We start from the raw sequence: 19,459 nt of genomic DNA, 5'->3' as shown, positions 1-19,459 counted from the left end.
TTACTCTCTTACTATAAACGCACCAGGAAAAGAACCACCATCAACAAAATCCCTTGCTTCTTGCTCACTTCTAAAGCCTTTTAAAAATACTCTATGTAAACCATCTTTAGCACTTGTTTGTATTGTTGAAGTATAAGAATTATAATTTTTATATCTACTTGCTATTAACTCTGCGCCACTTTTATTTCTAAATGCCCCAATTTGCACCATAAAAGCTCCACCTTGGAAAATATGGCCACTATCAGCAATCTCCCCACTGCTACCTAAATTAGAATTAGTATGCACTGAACCTGAATTTGCACTTGTTCCAAAACCAATTACTTCAAGTCTTACAGGAGCCGTTCCTGCTTGAATCATATCAATATCTCTTGCGGCCATATTAGATAAATCTATAATCCTACCTGCTACAAAAGGTCCTCTATCATTTATTCTTACGGTAGTTTGACGATGATTTTTTAAATTAGTTACCTTTACTATAGTATTCATAGGTAAAGTTTTATGAGCTGCTGTATAAGCATGTTGATCATAAGTTTCACCATTGGAAGTTTTTTTACCATGAAAGCCCGGTCCATACCAACTAGCTATACCATCAGCAGTCTCACCTACTTCTACTACGGTTGGATAATATGTTTTACCATTAATAGTATAAGGTTTCATAGTGCCTTTTAAGCCTGTATTATTATGCTTTATACTTTTAAAATCTCTTTCTGGATAATACACAGTAGGTGTGCTAATAGGCACCATACTACAAGCACTAAATAAAACCCCTACACAACTAACGACTAACGACTTTTGTATGAGAGTTTTTTGGTAATTTTTGAGTAGTTTTGATTTTTGCATTGTTATTCTCCTTAATTTTTAACACAAGTTTTTGATTAATATTAATCAAGTTTCCTTTGATTTTATTATATTCTTTAATGCTTTCAACACTAATTTTATGTTTTTTTGCAATAGTATAAAGGCTATCACCCTTTTTTACTATATAAATTTTTGTATGTGGGATAGTTGTATCCACTTTAGCTAGCTTTACATTCTCTAATGCATTTTCTACAGCCACACTTTTGCTTAAAGGAATATACATATAATAATCTTTTTTATCAGGCGGAGTAAAGTCATAATTAAAATGTGGATTATAACGCTTAAATTCATTATAAGACATCTTAGCCACTTTAGCAAGCTCTCTTAAAGAAACACTTGGCGGAACAGGTATTTTTTTAACTTCACTCGATAGAGCATAATTAAGCAAAGCACTATCTTGTGAAATCAAAAAATCATTATTATTAGCCAAAAATGCCATAGTAAGAATTTTTCTAATAAAAATTCTAGTTTCCAATGGTAAATATTTTTTATCAGGATCAAGCAAGATTCTTAAATCATCACTTTTTGCTTTTTTTATAGCTTGGCGTAATTTACCATCACCACAATTATAAGCTAAAATTGCTAAATACCATTTTCCAAACTGCTCTTTTAATTGCTTTAAATAAGCAATGGCTGCATAAGTTGATTTGACTAAATCTCTTCTCTCATCAACATAAGGATCTATTCTTAAACCTAAAGTTTGTGCTGTTGGCTTCATAAACTGCCAAACACCTACTGCTTTAGTTCTAGAAACACTATGAATTTTTAAACCAGATTCTACAATTGCCAAATATAAAAATTCTTGAGGAATATTTTCTTTTTCTAAAATTTTACGGATAATTGGAGTGATTTTATAAAATTCTCTCATAGTATCAACTAAAGTTTTAGAATGCATATTTAAAGAAGATTCTTTAAATTCTAAAAATAACATATCACTAAGATAGCTTGCTTCTATGTCTAAATTTCTTAGAATTTGAGCTTGCTGAGTATAATATTCAGGAGTTACCTGCAAGGCTTTAGCATTTAAACATAATAATACTAATATAAAAAATATAAAGTTTTTTTTCATTATAAACCTTGAAAAAACAAACGATTAGCATTTAAATTCGTAAGTTTTACTACTTCAACTTTAGATAATTTTAAAAGATCAGATATTTTTTGTGCTACAAAATGCGTTAAAATAGGATCATTTACTTTACCACGATGTGGTTCTGGAGTTAAATAAGGCCCATCTGTTTCCAAAACAAGTTTATCTTTTGGAATTTTAGGTAAAATTTCCACTAATTTTTTTGCATTTTTAAAAGTTAAAACCCCGCCTATACCAAAATAAAATCCTTCATCTGCTAGTTGAAGTAAAAGCTCGCTTGCATTAAAGCAATGCAAAACACCGCCTTGTAATTCTTTTGAGTATGTTTTTAGAATATTAAAGCTGTCTTCATTAGCTTCACGCACATGCACAATCAATGGCTTTTTATATTCAATAGCTAGTTGTATTTGAGCTATAAAAACTTCTTTTTGTCTTGTTTTGATAGTATCATCATTAGTATTTAAACGATAATAATCAAGCCCACACTCACCCACTGCGATACATTTTTTATCATCTATAAATTCTTTTAAAACTTCTAAATCAAAATCATCTATATCATAAGGATGCACCCCACAAGAAAAATACACATTATCATAAGTATGTGCTATCTCTCTTGCTCTTGGTAGATCTTTTATATCTGCACCTGGTATAATGATTTTATCTACACCATTTTCAAATGCATGCGTTAACATCTCATCTAAATATCCAAAATAAGCTTGACTATCTAGATGACAATGAGTATCTATGATTTTTTCGCTAAAATCACAATCTAAAAACATACCTCTACCCTATTTTTTCCATTAGCCTTAGCTAAATCTAATGCCTTTTGTGCGTTATTGAGCAAATCTTGCATTTGGCTTCCTTTACTACCAAAAGCAACCCCCACAGAGATGCTATAATCAACCTCGTCTAAAGCTATTAAAACGCTTTCTTTGGAAATATTAACTCTTATATTTGAAAAAGCTTTTAAAGCCTCTTTATTGCTTATATTTTTTAAAGCAATGTAGAATTTACCATCTTCAATTCTAGTAGCTAAATCCATACCACGAATTTGATCTTTAATCTTTTCGGCTGTATGTTTTATCACTCCATCACCGCAATCATAACTTAATTCATAATTAATTGTTGCAAGATTATCAATATCAATCAAAGCCAACGCCATTTCTTCATTTTCTTGTATATCTTCTAAATAATCTAAAAATCTTTTTTCAAAAGTAGCATAATCATCAAGTCCTGTTAATAAATCTTTACCCAAACTATACTCATCTAGCAAAACACATTTTTGCATATAATCTAAACAATTATTTACTCTACAATTAAGTGATTCTTTTTGGAAAGGTCTAATCACATAATCATTCACACCTTTTCTAAAAGCTCTTGCTTCTAATGCATCATCTTTATCCCCAACCATAATCACACCAAGTTCTATTTTAGAATATTTTGAGCGAATTTCTACAAGTAAATCTTCCCCATTAATTACCGGCATAGTAGCATCACAAATTACTAATTTTGTATCAGGATGATCGCTTAAATAGCTTAGTGCCTCTTCCCCATGAGCTGCTGCTAAAACATTAAAAAGCTGATTGTTTAAGTTTTTCTTCATTTCTGCGCGTAAAGTTACATTTGCAATTGCTAAAATTATCTTAGTTTTATTATTTTTTTGAAGCATTCTAATAGAATTTAACATTTCATTAATACAATCTTCGCTTTCTTTTTGAATATAATTAATAATATCTTTTTCCATAAATTTTTTACGAGTTTGTCCGTCATTACTTCCTGTAAGAACAATAGCGGGGATATTTTTTTCTAAAACTACATCAACCACTTCACCATTAGGAGCATCTGGTAAACAAAGATCTACAAAAGCCATAAAATAATCATTTTTCAATAAATCTTTTGCACTATTCATATCAAAAGCAACATCTACCTTTAATCCTAAAGTATTTTCTACTTTTTTTGCTAAAAGTTTAGTTAGCATCTTATTATCATCAATGATTAAAATTTTTTCTTCCATGGTAAAACACTCTCTTTAAATAATTTTAAAAAACTAATTATATCATATTGAAATTTACTTTTTGTTTTTAAAGCAAAGTTCTAGTAAATTCTAAAGCTTCTTGGGTAATATTTTCCCCGCTTACCATTCTAGCAAGTTCTTTTACTCTTTCTTCTTTTTCTATCTTTCTTACCCTACTTTCATTTCCTATTTTTTCTACTAGGAAGTGATTGCTTGCTTTTGATGAAAGCTGTGGTAAGTGTGAAATTGCAAAAATTTGATAAAACTTAGCAAGCTCTTTTAAAACTTCAGCTATACTCATTGCTTCTTTACCACTTAAATTTGCATCAATTTCATCTAAAAATATTATCCCACTAGCTTTATTAGTAACATTACATTCAGTTGCGATAAAAGAAAGTCTTAAACGATTTATCTCACCTGAGCTTAAATTTTTCAAACTAGCTTCATTTATATTTAAATTCACTTCATCTTTACCTAAAATACTCAAAGCACAATCTTTAAGCTCTAATTTAATCTCTTTCATATAAAGTTTTTCAAGATAAAAATTAAGTAATTTTTCAAGCTCTTTTAATCTTTTTTTGCGCAAAGTGCTTAATTTTTGGCTTTTCTCATCTAAAAGTATTTTAGTGTTTTGCACTTTCTCTTCTAATTCTTTTTTTTCAAAACTTAAATTTTCATAATGAGCTAATTCTGCTTTTTTCTTCTCTAAAGCTTCTAAAGCTTCTTCTATACTTCCATATTTTGAAATCAAAGAAGAAAGTTTTTCTATCCTATTAAGCACTTCTTCTATATCAAAATCAAAATCATCAAAACTTTGATTTTCCCACACCACCCTTAGTTCATTTAAACACTCTGAAAAAAATGAACTATCAACATCACTAATTTGCAAAGCTTCAATCACTGCTGATTCTAATTCAAAAATTTTGCTTGCCCTATTCCAAGCTGCATCAATTTTGTCTTTTTTAGAAAGCCTTTTTTTTAAACTCATCAACTCATCAAATTCGCCTATTTTTGGGTTAATACTTTGGATTTTTTGTATTTCAAAGCTTGTAAATTCTTTTAATTCTTCTACCTTTTTTTCTTCTTCTTGAATTTTTTCTAATTTAATTTTATTTTCTATATATTCTTTATAAATATTTTTATATTCATTTAAAAAATCTTTAAATTTCTTATCCTCTTTTGATTGCATAAAATCAAGTAAGTTTAAAAATCTTTCATTTGAAAACTCATTATTTTCCTTAGCTGAAAGATATTTTACAAATTTCTTAGAAAGTAAGGCTAAATTCTTTTTTGAAATAAGTTGATTATTGACAAAATAACGCGAGCTTTTATCTTTTAAAAGTTTAAATACATTTAATTCTTCATTTTCAATGCCAAACTCATCTAATTCAAGCTCATCATTTAATAAAACTTCCACCATTTTAGCTTCGCTCTCACTTAAAGCAAATGCTGCTAAAATAGCCTTAAAAAGCACAGACTTTCCAGCACCACTTAAACCAGTAAAGACAGTAAGCCCCACTTCTAAGTCTAATTTTGCTTGTTTAAAACCTAAATTTTCTTTGATTAAAATACTTTCTATCATCACTTACCCCAATTTAACTTTTCTTTTAAAACTTGGAAATAATCTCTATCTTTTTTATGTATAAAACTAAGTTCTTTCTTGCTAAGCCCTATAAGAATTCTATCATATTCTTTAGGATCAACCACTTCTTGCCCATCTAAATACAGCAAACAATGCTCAACTTTTAATTCAAGCTCAAAACCATAAGGCAAAACAATAGGCCTTTGAGTTAGAGAATGAGAACAAACCGGAGTTAGAACAAAAATTTCACTCCAAGGATGTACTATAGGTCCACCTGCACTAATATTATAAGCAGTTGAACCACTTGAACTAGCTATGATTAAACCATCTCCATAATAAGCATTAAAAAGTTTATTTTCAAAAAAAACTTCCACATTTGCCATTAAAGCATTATCACGAGAAAAAACCGCGTCATTAAAAGCAAATTTTTTAATGATTTTATTCTTTTTACAAAGCGTTATTTGAAGCATTTTAGCTTTTTCTATTTTAAAATCATTTTTAAAAAAATCTTTAAAAAAACTTTCTACTTCATTAAAAGAAAAAGCAGTTAAAAAACCTAAATTTCCTGCATTTATCCCTAAAATGGGCTTTTTTGCTTGATAAGCTTGCCTACATAAAGACAAAAGCGTGCCGTCCCCACCTAGAGAAATTAAAAAATCTAATTTCTGTAAATCTTTAAGATTATTTTTTTTCTGATCTAATAGCACAAGCTCTATATTTTTTTGCAAAAAAATTGTTTTTAAAAAAGCAATTTGCTCATTTAAATTTGTATTTAACCTGCAAAATAAGCCTACTTTTTGAATTTTTTCTATATTTATACATTTTTTCATAAAAAAATTATAACAAAACTTAGCTAAGCAAAAGAATAAAATACTATAATAACAAAATTGAACAAAATTAAGCTAAGGAAAAATTTTGAGAACTCATTATAATACAGAGCTTAACATACAAAATGTTGGCGAGGAAGTAACATTATGTGGTTGGGTAAATTCTTACCGTGATCATGGAGGTGTAATTTTTATCGATCTTAGAGATCGTAGCGGACTTATACAATTAGTATGTGATCCAGCAGATAATCAAGAAGCACATAATATAGCTTCATCAGTAAGAAATGAATATGTTTTAATAGCACAAGGAAAAATTCGTCCACGTGGTGAAGGACTTGTAAATCCAAAATTAAAAACCGGAGAAATAGAAGTTGTTATAAATAAACTTACTATTGAAAATGAAAGCGCTGTAGTTCCTTTTGCAATAGGCGATGAAAGCGTTAATGAAGAATTAAGATTGAAATATAGATTTTTAGATTTAAGAAGCAAAAAACTTTATGATAATTTTGCTCTAAGATCAACTGCTTGTATAGCAACAAGAAATTCTTTAGCAAAAATGGGATTTTTAGAGGTTGAAACCCCTATTTTAACCAAAGCTACCCCAGAAGGCGCAAGGGATTATTTAGTACCATCACGCGTACATCAAGGTGAATTTTATGCCCTACCTCAAAGCCCTCAACTTTTCAAACAACTTTTAATGTGTTCAGGATTTGATAGATATTTTCAAATTGCAAAATGTTTTAGAGATGAGGATTTAAGAGCAGATCGCCAACCTGAATTTACTCAAATAGACATAGAAATGAGTTTTTGCGAGCAAAAAGATATCATAGCCATGGCAGAAAATTTACTTAAAGATATTTTCAAAGCTTGCGGAAAAGAAATTAGCATACCTTTTAGGCAAATGAGTTACAAAGAAGCTATGGAAAATTATGGCTCTGATAAGCCTGATTTAAGATTTGATATGAAATTTATTGATGTGATTGATATTTTTGCAAAATCAAATAATGAAATTTTTGCAAATATCGCAAAAGACACGAAGAAAAATCGTATTAAAGCTTTAAGAGTTCCAAAAGGCGATACGATTTTTTCTAAACGCCAAATGCAAAGATTTGAAGAATTTGTGCGTAAATTTGGAGCAGCAGGGCTTGCATTTATACAAATGAAAGAAGATGGTCCTAAAGGCCCACTTTGTAAATTCTTTAGCGAAGAGGACTTAAATGCTTTAATCCAAAGATGTGAATTAGAAGTTGGTGATGTAGTATTTTTTGGTGCAGGGATTAAAAAAACTGTGCTTGATTATATGGGCAGATTTAGATTATTCCTTGCTGATGAAATGAAAATTATCGATGAGGATAAATTAGAATTCTTGTGGGTTATTGATTTTCCTATGTTTGAGCAAAATGATGATGGAAGCTATTCTGCAATGCACCATCCATTTACTATGCCAAAAAATATTGATGAGCAAGACTTAGAAGAAATTAATTCTATTGCACATGATGTAGTGTTAAATGGTGTAGAATTAGGTGGCGGTAGTATAAGAATTCACAAAAGTCCTATCCAACAAAAAGTATTTAAGCTTTTAAATATTGATGAAGAAGAACAAAGAAAGAAATTTGGCTTCTTACTTGATGCATTAAGTTTTGGAGCACCACCACATGGTGGTATAGCAATAGGCCTTGATAGACTTATCATGCTTTTAACAAAATCTTCAAGTATTAGAGAAGTTATAGCATTTCCTAAAACACAAAGAGCGCAATGTCTTATGACTCAAGCTCCAAGCGAAGTAAGCAATGAACAAATGAGAGAACTAGGTATAAGATTAAGGGAGAATACTAAATGAAACAATTATTTTTAATCATAGGTGCACCAGGTAGTGGTAAAACAACCGATGCAAGCATCATAGCTACAGATGATGCGAGCATTACTCATTATTCTACAGGTGATTTGCTAAGAGCAGAAGTGGCTAGTGGAAGCGAACTTGGAAAGACTATTGATAGTTTTATTTCTAAAGGAAATTTGGTTCCTTTGGAAGTGGTAGTTAATACTATCATCACTGCTTTAAAAAATGCACCAACTAATACTATATTAATAGATGGTTATCCAAGAAGTGTTGAACAAATGCTTGAGTTTGATAAGGTATTAAAAAATCAAAGTGAAGTAATTTTAAAAGGTGTGATAGAAGTTAAAGTTAGCGAAGAAGTTGCTAGAGAAAGAGTTTTAGGGCGTGCTAGAGGTGCTGATGATAACGAAGAAGTTTTTAATAATAGAATGAAAGTTTATTTAGAACCTTTAGAAGAAATAACAAATTTTTATACTAAAGAAAATATCCACCATGTAATCAATGGTGAAAGAAGTATTGAAGCTATCGTAGCTGATATGAAAAATTTAATCAATGATTTATTAAAATAAAGGATAAAAAATGGATATTAGCAAAATCAAAGTTGGAGAAGTACCAAATAAACTTAATGCGGTTATTGAAATTCCTTATGGATCAAACATTAAATACGAACTTGACAAAGAAAGCGGAGCCATCATGGTTGATCGCGTGATGTATTCAGCTATGTTTTATCCAGCAAACTATGGTTTTATACCAAATACTCTTGCAGATGATGGCGATCCTATTGATATTTTAGTATTAAATGAATACCCTATCCAAGCAGGAGCTGTGATTCCTTGTCGTTTAATAGGGGTATTATTAATGGAAGATGAAAGCGGTATGGATGAAAAATTACTTGCTGTTCCTGTAAGTAAAATAGATCCAAGATATGGTAATATTAAATGTTTAGATGATTTACCAAAAGCAAGCCTAGATAAAATCAAAAATTTCTTTGAAACATATAAAATGCTTGAGCCAAACAAATGGGTAAAAGTAAAAGAATTTGCAGGTATTGAAAAAGCAAGTGAAATTTTAGAAAATTCTATTAAAAATTATAAATAATCAAAGTCCTTTTGAGGACTTCACAAAGGATAAAAAATGAAAAGTATTATTGCTTTTAGTATAGCTTTTGTGGTGCTAATAGGCGCTAGTATTGGTTTTTATATGTGGTATTTTGAAGATGATTCAAATACTTATGTATATGATTATAAAAAAAGTAGTTCTTATCAAAGCTACACTCCGCCAAGTACTCAATACAATCAAGAAAGAAATAATATAAGTGATAATACTTATTATCCATCACAACAAATAAATCCAGAGTCTTTAAAAGAAGAAATTTCGGCACAAAATAATCCTATTATAGATGAAAATACAAGCACTCAAGAAGTCGCGCCAACAACCCAAACAAATATAGCTGAAGTTTCTAAAAATGAAACTATTACTCCTAAAGTAGCCCAAGAAGAACAAAAAGTTCTCGTTGAAAACAACAAACAAACAAGCATAAAAAAAGAAAAAACAACAAAATATAAAAATACTATGCAAGAATACATTGCAAAAGGCAAAACTAGCAGATATGAACCAAGATTAAGTAATGATTTTGTTAAAGTTTATGTATTGGATGGAAAAAGTTTAAGTGATTATAGGGTTGATATGTTAAAAGAAATGATTAATCCTGTTAAAATTAATTCTCAAGATTACAATTTAACTATTTTTATCGATATGCTTTCAAATGACAATATGAAATTAAGCATATATAATAAAGATATTGTTTTTGCTAAAAATAAGAAAAAATACAATTATGTAGATGTTAAAATTTCTGATTTAAAATTTTTATTTGAAAGAAATGGATATAGTGAATACAGCAATGAAAATCTACTTGAAAAAATCAATCAAAATCTAGCAAGAGAAGATATACTCAAAAGAGTTAAAATTCAAGGTTATGCAGACGATAGAGGTAGCACTTTTGCAAACTATATGATAGGATTAAATAGAGCAATGAATGTGGCTAAACATTTCTTTAGTTTTACTGAGGTTATAGAAATAGAATCTTTGGGAAAAGACACCTATCCTGCTAAAGATAAGTCTGATTCTCAAAGACAAAATAATCGTAAAGTAGAAATTAGCTTTTTATAACTAATTTCTAAATTTCAAAACTTCTTTAACAATTTTAAGCTAACATAACAATTTATTTTCATTCTCAAGGTAGCAATTATGTATGATAAATCACTAGAAAAAGAATATTATAAAATTTGCGAAGAACGCGGATATTTTGAAATCAATGGTAATGAAAAAATTCAAGAAAAAGGTAAAAACTTTTGTATTATGATGCCACCACCTAATGTAACAGGTGTTTTGCATATAGGTCATGCTCTAACTTGTACTCTACAAGATATCACAACGCGTTATAAAAGAATGGATGGTTACAAAACTCTTTATCAGCCAGGACTTGATCATGCAGGGATTGCAACACAAAATGTTGTAGAAAAACAACTTTTAGCTCAAGGCATTAAAAAAGAAGAACTCGGTAGAGAAGAATTTATAAAAAAGGTATGGGAATGGAAAGAGCAAAGCGGTGGTACCATAGTTAAGCAAATGCGAATTTTGGGTATCACTCCTGCTTGGAGTCGTTTGCGTTTTACTATGGATGAGGGTTTGGTAAATGCAGTAAAAAAAGCCTTTGTGGATCTTTATGATAAAAAGCTTATCGTGCGTGGAAATTACATGGTAAATTGGTGCACTCATGATGGAGCATTAAGCGATATAGAAGTAGAACACAAAGAAAATAAAGGAAAATTATATTATTTAAAATATTTCTTAGAAAATTCTCAAGAATACATCATAGTAGCTACCACAAGACCAGAAACTTATTTTGGCGATAGTGCTGTGATGGTTAATCCAAACGATGAAAGATTTAAACACTTAATAGGCAAAAATGTCATTTTACCTTTAATAGATAGAAAAATTCCTATTATTACTGATGAGCATGTGGATATGGAATTTGGTACAGGCTTTGTGAAAGTAACCCCAGCACATGATCATAATGACTATGAAGTAGGCTTAAGACATAAACTTGAATTTATTACCATCTTTGATGAAAAAGGTATTTTAAATGAACATTGCTTGCATTTTAAAGGCTTAGAAAGATTAAAAGCAAGAGATATTATTATAAAAGAATTACAAGAAAAAGGTTTTGTTGAAAAAATAGAAGATTATACTAATCAAGTAGGATATTGCTATCGTTGTAAAAATGTGGTTGAGCCATATATTTCTAAACAATGGTTTGTAAAAAATGAAATCGCAAAAGAAAGTATAGAAAAAGTTAATCTTGGTGGAAGCAAATTCTACCCTGCACATTGGATTAATAGTTTTAATGCTTGGATGAGAGATTTAAAAGATTGGTGTATTTCAAGACAACTTTGGTGGGGTCATCAAATTCCTGTGTATTACTGTGAATGCTCTCATGAATGGGCAAGCGAAGAAACTCCAAGCCAATGCCCAAAATGCCAAAGCACTAATTTCAAACAAGATCCTGATGTTTTAGATACTTGGTTTTCTTCAGGTCTTTGGGCTATGAGTACTTTAGGTTGGGGTAATAAAGACTGGGGTAAAAATACACTTTGGCATGAAGATGATTTAAAAGATTTTTATCCAAATTCTTTATTAATCACTGGTTTTGATATTTTGTTTTTCTGGGTTGCTAGAATGATGTTTCAAAGCACTAATGCCTTAGGTGAACTTCCTTTTAAAGATATATATTTGCATGCTTTGGTTAAAGATGAACAAGGTAGAAAAATGAGTAAGTCTTTAGGTAATGTCATTGATCCTGTGCAAAGCGTGGATGAATATAGTGCTGATATCTTGCGTTTTACTCTTGCTCTTTTAGCTATCCAAGGTAGAGATATAAAGTTAAGCAATGACAAACTCATACAAGTTAGAAATTTTACCAACAAGCTTTATAATGCAAGTAAATTTTTACTCTTAAATGAAGAAAAATTTGAAGATTTAGATAAAAGCAAAATTCAAACTAACTTGGCAAAATACATGCTATCTCGTTTTGAAGTATGCGTAAAAGAAACAAGAGAAAATTTAGACAACTACCGTTTTAATGATGCGGCAAATACTTTGTATAGATTTTTCTGGGATGAATTTTGTGATTGGGGGATTGAGCTTAGCAAGGCTGAAAAATCAAGCATAAAAGAACTTGGAAGTATTTTTAAAGAAGCATTAAAACTTTTAAATCCTTTTATGCCATTTATTAGTGAGTATTTATACCATGAGTTAAGTAAAACTTCTATCCAAACTCATGATTCTATAATGATTTCAAAATATCCTAAATTTAATTCTAGAAATGAAAAAATAGAAAAATTATTCAATATCATTATAGAAAGTATAGTGAGTTTACGCCGTGCAAAAACCCTAGTAGAACTTGCAAATGCAAAAATTCAAAAAGCTTGTATAAAATTAAACGATGAGAATTTAATGGCTGAGTTAAAAAATTACACTAATTTCATCTCAACACTTGCAAAATGTGAAAACATCGAGTTTATCAATACAAATTTAGAAAAATCCATTAGAGATGTAAGCGAGAATTTAGAAGTATTTATACCAACTCAAGATCTTGATTTAAGCGGTGTTTTAAATAGACTTAATAGTCAAAAAACAAAACTTGAAAAAGAATTTAACAAGCTAGATGCTATGATGAAAAATGAAAAATTTATCTCTAATGCACCTACTGCAGTCGTTGAGCAAAATAAAACTCAACTTGAAAATATTAAAGCTCAACTTGAAAAAATCAATGATGAAATTTCTAATTTAGAAGGCTAATAAGTGATAAAAATACAAAATCTTAAAAAATATTATGGCAAAGAATTAGTTATAAATGATGTTTCTTTAGAAGTTAAAGAAGGAGAAATTTATGCTCTTGTTGGACACAGCGGGGCAGGAAAATCAACTTTACTAAGATGTATTAATGGTTTAGAAAATTATCAAAGCGGTAGTGTGGAAGTTTTTGGTAAAGAAATAGCTACTTTAAAAGAAAAAGAGTTAAGAGTATTTAGAAAAGATATAGGGATGATTTTTCAGCATTTTGCACTTATGAGTAGAAAAAATGTATTTGAAAATGTAGCTATGCCTTTAGAAATTCATAATTTTGACAAAAGCACAATTCAAAAAAGAGTTAATGAACTTTTAGATCTTGTGGGACTTTTAGCTAAAAGCAAAGCTTATCCAAATGAGCTAAGTGGTGGGCAAAAACAAAGAGTAGCCATAGCTAGAGCCCTTGCTTTAAATCCTAAAATTTTACTAAGTGATGAAGCTACTTCTGCGCTTGATCCAAATACTACAAATAATATTTTAGAACTTATTGCCAAAATCAATCAAGAATTTAACATCAGTGTAGTATTAGTAACTCATGAAATGGAGGCAGTAAAACAAATAGCACAAAAGGCTGTATTGCTAGAGCATGGACAAATCATAGGTCAAGGGAAAATCGAAGATTTATTCTTAAAACCAAGTGAAAAAATGCGTGAATTTCTAGGGGAAAGTGATTTTTTACCACTAAATGGAGTTAATGTGCGCTTATACTTTTGCAAAGAAAAAGCAAACCAAAGCATTATTACTCATATGGCTAGAAGTTTAAATATTGATTTTAATATAGTTTGGGGTAAGATAGAAAAATTAAACAACAATGCTTTAGGAAATTTGGTGATCAATATAGAAGCTAAAGATCAAGAAAGAGTTTTAAATTATTTACAAGAAAATGGCGTTATTTGGGAGCTTGTGTAATGAACTTAGAAACAATTTTAAGAAATTTTGAAAATATACTTTATCCGGCATTACTAGAAACTCTTTATATGAGTTTTACAGCCACTTTTTTAGCCTTTTTAATCGCGCTTATCCCTGCAATTGTGCTTACTGTTACTGATAAAGGTGGCTTATGGGAAAATAAAAGCATTTACAGTGTGCTTGATTTTATTATCAATATTTTAAGATCTTTTCCATTTTTAGTACTTATTGTAGTTTTAAGTCCTTTTACAAAATATCTCATTGGTATTAGCATAGGAACAACTGCTACCATAGTACCACTTACCATAGGAATTGCGCCTTATTTGGCCAAAATGATTGAAAGTGCTTTTAAAGAAATTGATCCTGCTATCATTGAAGCAGCAAGATCTTATGGAGCTAGTAAAGCACAAATTATCTTTAAAGTTATGTTTAGCGAGGCTTTACCAAGTATTATTAATGGTATTACTTTAATTTTGATTATTGTTATTGGTTTTTCTGCTATGGCAGGAACTGTTGGTGGTGGTGGTTTAGGTGATGTGGCTATTCGCTATGGTTATGAGCGTTTTAGAACTGATATTATGATTCAAACTGTTGTGGTTTTAATTGTTTTAGTTCAAATCATACAATTTATAGGAAATATTCTTTATAAAATCACCAAAAGATAAACAATGAAACATAAACTTGGTATCTTACTAGCAGCGACTAAAAATTCAAGCTTTACCATAGGAACCTTGCTCATTAATATCATGGATGTTATGGGTGAAAAGGTAGATGTGTTTTACATTTTACATGATGGTTTTAGCTTGAATGATCAAAATATCATGCAAAAAATTGTTAAAAACAAAACAATTAAATTTATTCTTTTTACCCAAGAAGATTTTTTAACCACTCTTGATAAAAATCAAAACGATATTAATAATTTATTTTTCTTAAAAAGATGGACGCATATGGCTTTTGCAAGATTTGAAGCTTTTAAGTTTTTAGATGAATGCGAAAGTATTATCTATCTTGATTTTGATGTTTTACTTTTAAAAAGTATAGATGAACTTAGTAAATTAAGAGCTAGAAAATATCATTTTGGTGCAAGATTAGGTAAAACATTAATTCACACAGCACTGCCTTTAGAAAAAAAATATCTTAATAAGCGTGTATATCAAACAGGAATTTTAGTCTTTAACGATCTTATACCAAATCCTTTACAGTGTTATCAATTCATTTATAATTATCTTTCACAAAATACTAAAAATTGGCAAGATCAAGGAATTTTTTCCTTAATGGTTTATGAAAATCACTTTAAAGTCAAAGATTTAAAAGACAAATACACGGGAAGTACTCATTATCTTACAAATCTTACACAAAATGCTTCTATAGTTCATGCTTGTGGCACCAACAGTCGTTTTTGGAATAGTAAATTTTGCAATCAAACATGGCCTAAATGGCAAGAATATTATGAAAAATGGTTAAAACTTGGAGGAAGTAAATATATAGGCTCTTTTCACAAAGACAACAAGCAATCCATCCAACGCACAAGATATCATTTATCATACAAACTAGGTTATGCCTTTATAGAGTGTGCTAAGAATAAGAAAAAAATTCCTTTTTTACCTTTTACTCTACTAAAGATTTATTACAAACACACAAAACTAGCTAAACAATACCAAAAAGATTTGAAAACAAAACCTTACCTTAAACTTCCACCTTTATCAAGCTATGATGATTACAAAAGCGAAGGTATTAAAAATCAAAATACTTATTCTTATAAAATTGGAAAAGCCCTTATTAATGCTCAAAAAAGTTGGTATAAAGGTGGTTATATAAAATTTATAAAAGAACTTAAATGCTTTTCTAAAGAATATAAAAACAAACAAAAATAAAACTTTTCTCATCTTATTAATATTTTTACAATATAATCAAACATTTTAAAAAACTATAAAAAGGAGTTAATATGAAATTGTTAAAATTGCTCGCTGTAAGCACAATTTTAGGTGCAAGTTTATTTGCTAATGAAGTTATCACTGTAGGTGCAACACCTGTGCCTCATGCTGAAATTTTAGAACAAACTAAAGATTTATTAAAAAAAGAAGGTTACACATTAGAAATTAAAGAATTTAATGACTATGTTTTACCAAATCTTAGTACAGATAGTAAAGAACTTGATGCGAATTTCTTCCAACACCAACCTTATTTGGATGAGTTTAATGCCAATAAAGGCACAAAATTAATTAGCGTTGCAAAAGTTCACATCGAACCAATGGCTGTTTATTCTAAAAAATATAAAAATATCCAAGATCTTCCACAAAATGCTACTATAGCTGTACCAAATGATCCGACAAATGAAAGCAGAGCTTTAGATATTATCGCTAGTACTAAACTAGTTAGTTTTAAAAATATCGCATTAAAAACTCCACTTGATATTAAAGATAATCCAAAAAATATCAAATTTAAAGAGTTAAAAGCAGCACAACTTCCAAGAGCTTTAGATGATGTTGATTTTGCAGTGATTAATTCAAACTATGCTTTATCGGCAAATTTAAATCCTGTAAAAGATTCTATTTTAATAGAAAGCAAAGAAAGTCCTTATGCAAATATCTTAGTAACTACCCAAGATAATAAAGATAATCCTAAAATCAAAGCTTTAATAAAGGCTTTGCAAAGTCAAAAAGTAAAAGATTTTATCAATGAAAAATACCAAGGTGCCGTAGTTCCTGCATTTTAAAACAAACCTTGAGTTTAAAACTCAAGGTTATTTATTTTTTAATAAGTTCTGTGGTAATTTTAGCTATTTCTAATTCTTCTTCTGTTGGAACAATTAAAATTTTAATTTTAGAGTCTTTTTTACTAATCTCACCATTTCTAAGTTGTGTATTTTTATCTAAATCTATATCAAATCCCAAATGTGCTAGTCTTTGACAAACTTTTGCTCTAACAATATTATCATTTTCTCCAATACCAGCTGTAAAAATCAACGCATCTACTCTAGGTAAAATCGCAAAATATGAGCCAATATATTTACTCAAACGATAACAAAACATATCAAGAGCAAGTCTTGCTTTTTCGTTATTTTCTTCAATTTGCGCTTCAATATCTCTAAAATCATTAAACCCACAAATTCCATAAACACCACTTTTTTTATTCATTATAGTATCTAAATCAGATGGATTTAAATTTAATTCTTTTGCTAAAAATGGCAATACAGCAGGATCAATATCACCACATCTAGTTCCCATAATCAAACCTTCTAGTGGAGTAAAACCCATAGAAGTATCTACGCATTTTCCATTTTCTATAGCACAAACACTCGCACCATTTCCAAGGTGAGCGCTAATTGCATTAAATTCATTAATATTTTTACCAAGTATATGTGCAGCTTGTTTACTTACATAAGAATGTGAAGTACCGTGAAAGCCGTATTTTCTAACTTGGTGTTTTTCATAAAACTCATAAGGCAAAGCATACATATAAGCATAATCAGGCATGCTTTGATGAAAAGCTGTGTCAAAAACTGTCACATTGGGAACTTTTGGAGCTGCTTTTATCATAGTTTTAATACCTATTAAATGTGCAGGATTATGTAAAGGTGCTATATGAGAAACCCTATCAATTTCTTTTAAAATTTCATCATCTACTAAACAATGTTTAGTTAAATTTGGACCTCCATGAACTATCCTATGTCCACACCCATCAAGCTCATTTAAATCATGTAAAATTCCACTTTGAGCAAATAATTCATTTACTAATTCAATACCTTGCTCATGATCTTTAATTGCTAATTCTTTTTGGTATTTTTGACCACTTTTTAGATCTTTTAGTTCTATTTTAGAGCTTTGCTCGCCTATTTTTTCCACTAAACCAGATGCTAGGGCTTCATCTTTTTCAAAAAGCTTAAATTTAATTGAAGATGAACCTGAATTTAAAACTAATATTTTCATTTTTCTCCTTATTCTTGTGCTTGAATAGCACTTAAAATCACAGTATTAACAATATCTTCCACCAAGCAACCTCTACTTAAATCATTAATTGGCTTTTTAAGACCTTGTAAAATCGGGCCAATAGCTAAAGAATTTGCTGTTCTTTGCACTGCTTTATAGCAAATATTTGCCGCATTTAAATCAGGAAACACATATACATTTGCCTTTCCTGCTACTTTAGAATTTGGCATTTTACTTTTTGCTGTTAGCATATCATATGCTGCATCAAATTGTATAGGACCTTCTAGCTCAAGTTGAGGATATTTTTCTTTAGCTATTTTAGTAGCTTCTTTAATTGCATCCACGCTAGCCCCACTCCCACTATCTCCACTAGAATATGAAAGTAAAGCCACTTTAGGTTCAAGTCCAAAAGCTTTAGCACTATTTGCACTCACATAAGCAATTTCAGCAAGTTGTTCAGGGGTTGGATTTGGCATAACAGCACAATCAGCAAAAACCAAAACCTTATCTTCTAAAGACATAAAAAACATACCAGAAACCAAACTCACATCAGGTTTTGTTTTGATAATTTGCAAAGCAGGACGAATAGTTTCAGCAGTAGTTGTACTTGCACCACTTACCATAGCATGGGCTTTTTGAGTATGCACAAGTAAAGTCGCAAAATAAGTTTTATCTTGCACGAGTTTTTTAGCTTCTTCTTTACTCATGCCTTTGCTTTTTCTAGCTTCATATAAAAGCTCTTCAAATTCTTCATTATATTGAGAATTTTTAGGATTTATAATACGCACACCATCGATATTGATATTTAAACTATTGGCTTTCGCACAAATTTCATTGCTATCACCTAGCAAAATCAAATCAACAATTTCATTTTGTATCAAAAATTCACTAGCTTTTAATACTCTTTCATCAAAACTTTCAGGTAAAACTACTATTTTTTTATCTGCTTTTGCTTTTTCAAAAAGCTCATAAGAAAATCTTGCCTGAGTTTTATAAGTATATTCTTGTAATAAATCTTGAGTAAAATCTTCATTTTCTTTTAACAAAACAAAGTCGCTAAGCTTTTGGCTTAGTAAAAAATTTAACATAGTATGATTTTCATCTTGACTTTTTGCATACAATGGAGTGTTTAGCTCTTTAGCTAAGGCTATATTCAAATTTAAATCCCCCATCAAGCCAAAATCATCTACTCCAACTACTATAGTAAAATCATTTTCTTTTTTTGTTTTCTCAAAATCTTCAATAATTTTTTTAAAAAAATCATTTAAATTTTGAGTGAATTTACCTTGATACTCATTTTTTTCAAAACTACTAAAAAAATCTATTTTAAGATTTCTTTTTGTGCAAAATGAAGTAATTTTTTCTTTATTTTTTTCACAAAAAACAGGAAAGTAAAAAGCTATTTTACCTCGTACCTTTTCTAAACACTGCTGCAAAAATTTTTCATCGATGCAGTTTAATAAAAACATAGATTTCATTTTTTCCTCTTTATTTAACAAAAT

General features: G+C 29.6%; 16 protein-coding genes and 1 pseudogene. 9 read left to right on the top strand and 8 right to left on the bottom strand.

Features of this window, described 5'->3' with window-relative positions; all coding sequences use genetic code 11:
- From L8U37_RS06505 to L8U37_RS06480, 6 genes are all read right to left on the bottom strand, one after another.
- Positions 1-840, bottom strand: a complete 840-nt coding sequence (locus tag L8U37_RS06505; protein ID WP_133319212.1) for a septal ring lytic transglycosylase RlpA family protein — start codon at positions 838-840, stop codon at positions 1-3.
- The gene (locus L8U37_RS06500; protein ID WP_133319213.1) at positions 776-1,927 is read right to left on the bottom strand and encodes a lytic transglycosylase domain-containing protein; all 1,152 of its coding nucleotides are present in this window, start codon (positions 1,925-1,927) and stop codon (positions 776-778) included. Before L8U37_RS06500 ends, L8U37_RS06505 begins: the two co-directional genes overlap by 65 nt.
- Positions 1,927-2,724: a TatD family hydrolase gene (locus tag L8U37_RS06495; RefSeq protein WP_220566657.1), complete on the bottom strand. Its 798-nt coding sequence runs from the start codon at positions 2,722-2,724 to the stop codon at positions 1,927-1,929. The genes L8U37_RS06500 and L8U37_RS06495 overlap by 1 nt, the downstream gene beginning before the upstream one ends.
- Complete coding sequence (locus L8U37_RS06490) at positions 2,715-3,959, bottom strand: diguanylate cyclase (RefSeq protein ID WP_133319215.1); 1,245 nt, start codon at positions 3,957-3,959, stop codon at positions 2,715-2,717. Before L8U37_RS06490 ends, L8U37_RS06495 begins: the two co-directional genes overlap by 10 nt.
- A 67-nt stretch (positions 3,960-4,026) precedes the next feature.
- The gene (locus L8U37_RS06485) at positions 4,027-5,541 is read right to left on the bottom strand and encodes an AAA family ATPase (protein ID WP_263728857.1); all 1,515 of its coding nucleotides are present in this window, start codon (positions 5,539-5,541) and stop codon (positions 4,027-4,029) included.
- Positions 5,541-6,371, bottom strand: coding sequence for an NAD(+)/NADH kinase (locus L8U37_RS06480; RefSeq protein WP_263728855.1), 831 nt, complete (start codon positions 6,369-6,371; stop codon positions 5,541-5,543). The genes L8U37_RS06485 and L8U37_RS06480 overlap by 1 nt, the downstream gene beginning before the upstream one ends.
- An 85-nt stretch (positions 6,372-6,456) precedes the next feature.
- Between L8U37_RS06480 and aspS the strand changes: the two genes are divergently transcribed.
- From aspS to L8U37_RS06435, 9 genes and pseudogenes are all read left to right on the top strand, one after another.
- On the top strand, positions 6,457-8,208 hold the full coding sequence (gene aspS / locus L8U37_RS06475) for an aspartate--tRNA ligase (protein ID WP_133319218.1): 1,752 nt from the start codon (positions 6,457-6,459) through the stop codon (positions 8,206-8,208).
- Positions 8,205-8,777 (top strand): adenylate kinase, encoded by a 573-nt coding sequence (locus L8U37_RS06470; protein ID WP_220566653.1) that lies wholly within the window; start codon positions 8,205-8,207, stop codon positions 8,775-8,777. Before aspS ends, L8U37_RS06470 begins: the two co-directional genes overlap by 4 nt.
- A 10-nt stretch (positions 8,778-8,787) precedes the next feature.
- A complete protein-coding gene (ppa, locus tag L8U37_RS06465; protein WP_263664866.1) occupies positions 8,788-9,306 on the top strand; it encodes an inorganic diphosphatase in 519 nt (172 codons plus the stop codon).
- Positions 9,307-9,342: 36 nt separating this feature from the next.
- A complete protein-coding gene (locus tag L8U37_RS06460; RefSeq protein WP_263728854.1) occupies positions 9,343-10,377 on the top strand; it encodes a hypothetical protein in 1,035 nt (344 codons plus the stop codon).
- Between the two features lie 78 nt (positions 10,378-10,455).
- Complete coding sequence (locus tag L8U37_RS06455) at positions 10,456-13,068, top strand: valine--tRNA ligase (protein WP_263728853.1); 2,613 nt, start codon at positions 10,456-10,458, stop codon at positions 13,066-13,068.
- A 3-nt stretch (positions 13,069-13,071) separates the two neighbouring features.
- Complete coding sequence (locus L8U37_RS06450; protein ID WP_263661301.1) at positions 13,072-14,028, top strand: methionine ABC transporter ATP-binding protein; 957 nt, start codon at positions 13,072-13,074, stop codon at positions 14,026-14,028.
- A gap of 2 nt (positions 14,029-14,030) precedes the next feature.
- A pseudogene (locus L8U37_RS06445) lies at positions 14,031-14,687 on the top strand (methionine ABC transporter permease); the annotation flags it as partial.
- Between the two features lie 9 nt (positions 14,688-14,696).
- Positions 14,697-15,902 (top strand): glycosyltransferase, encoded by a 1,206-nt coding sequence (locus tag L8U37_RS06440; RefSeq protein WP_263661300.1) that lies wholly within the window; start codon positions 14,697-14,699, stop codon positions 15,900-15,902.
- Positions 15,903-15,973: 71 nt separating this feature from the next.
- Positions 15,974-16,744 (top strand): MetQ/NlpA family ABC transporter substrate-binding protein, encoded by a 771-nt coding sequence (locus L8U37_RS06435; RefSeq protein WP_133319226.1) that lies wholly within the window; start codon positions 15,974-15,976, stop codon positions 16,742-16,744.
- 31 nt (positions 16,745-16,775) lie between these two features.
- Here L8U37_RS06435 and L8U37_RS06430 read toward each other — a convergent pair whose 3' ends face one another.
- Complete coding sequence (locus tag L8U37_RS06430; RefSeq protein ID WP_263671581.1) at positions 16,776-17,957, bottom strand: acetate kinase; 1,182 nt, start codon at positions 17,955-17,957, stop codon at positions 16,776-16,778.
- Positions 17,958-17,965: 8 nt separating this feature from the next.
- A complete protein-coding gene (gene pta, locus L8U37_RS06425; RefSeq protein WP_318529655.1) occupies positions 17,966-19,435 on the bottom strand; it encodes a phosphate acetyltransferase in 1,470 nt (489 codons plus the stop codon).
- Positions 19,436-19,459 lie beyond the last annotated feature (24 nt).

The sequence above is a fragment of the Campylobacter sp. RKI_CA19_01122 genome (genome assembly GCF_025771325.1).
Lineage (GTDB): Bacteria > Campylobacterota > Campylobacteria > Campylobacterales > Campylobacteraceae > Campylobacter_D > Campylobacter_D lari_D.
This window is presented reverse-complemented; position numbering and strand designations above follow the sequence as displayed.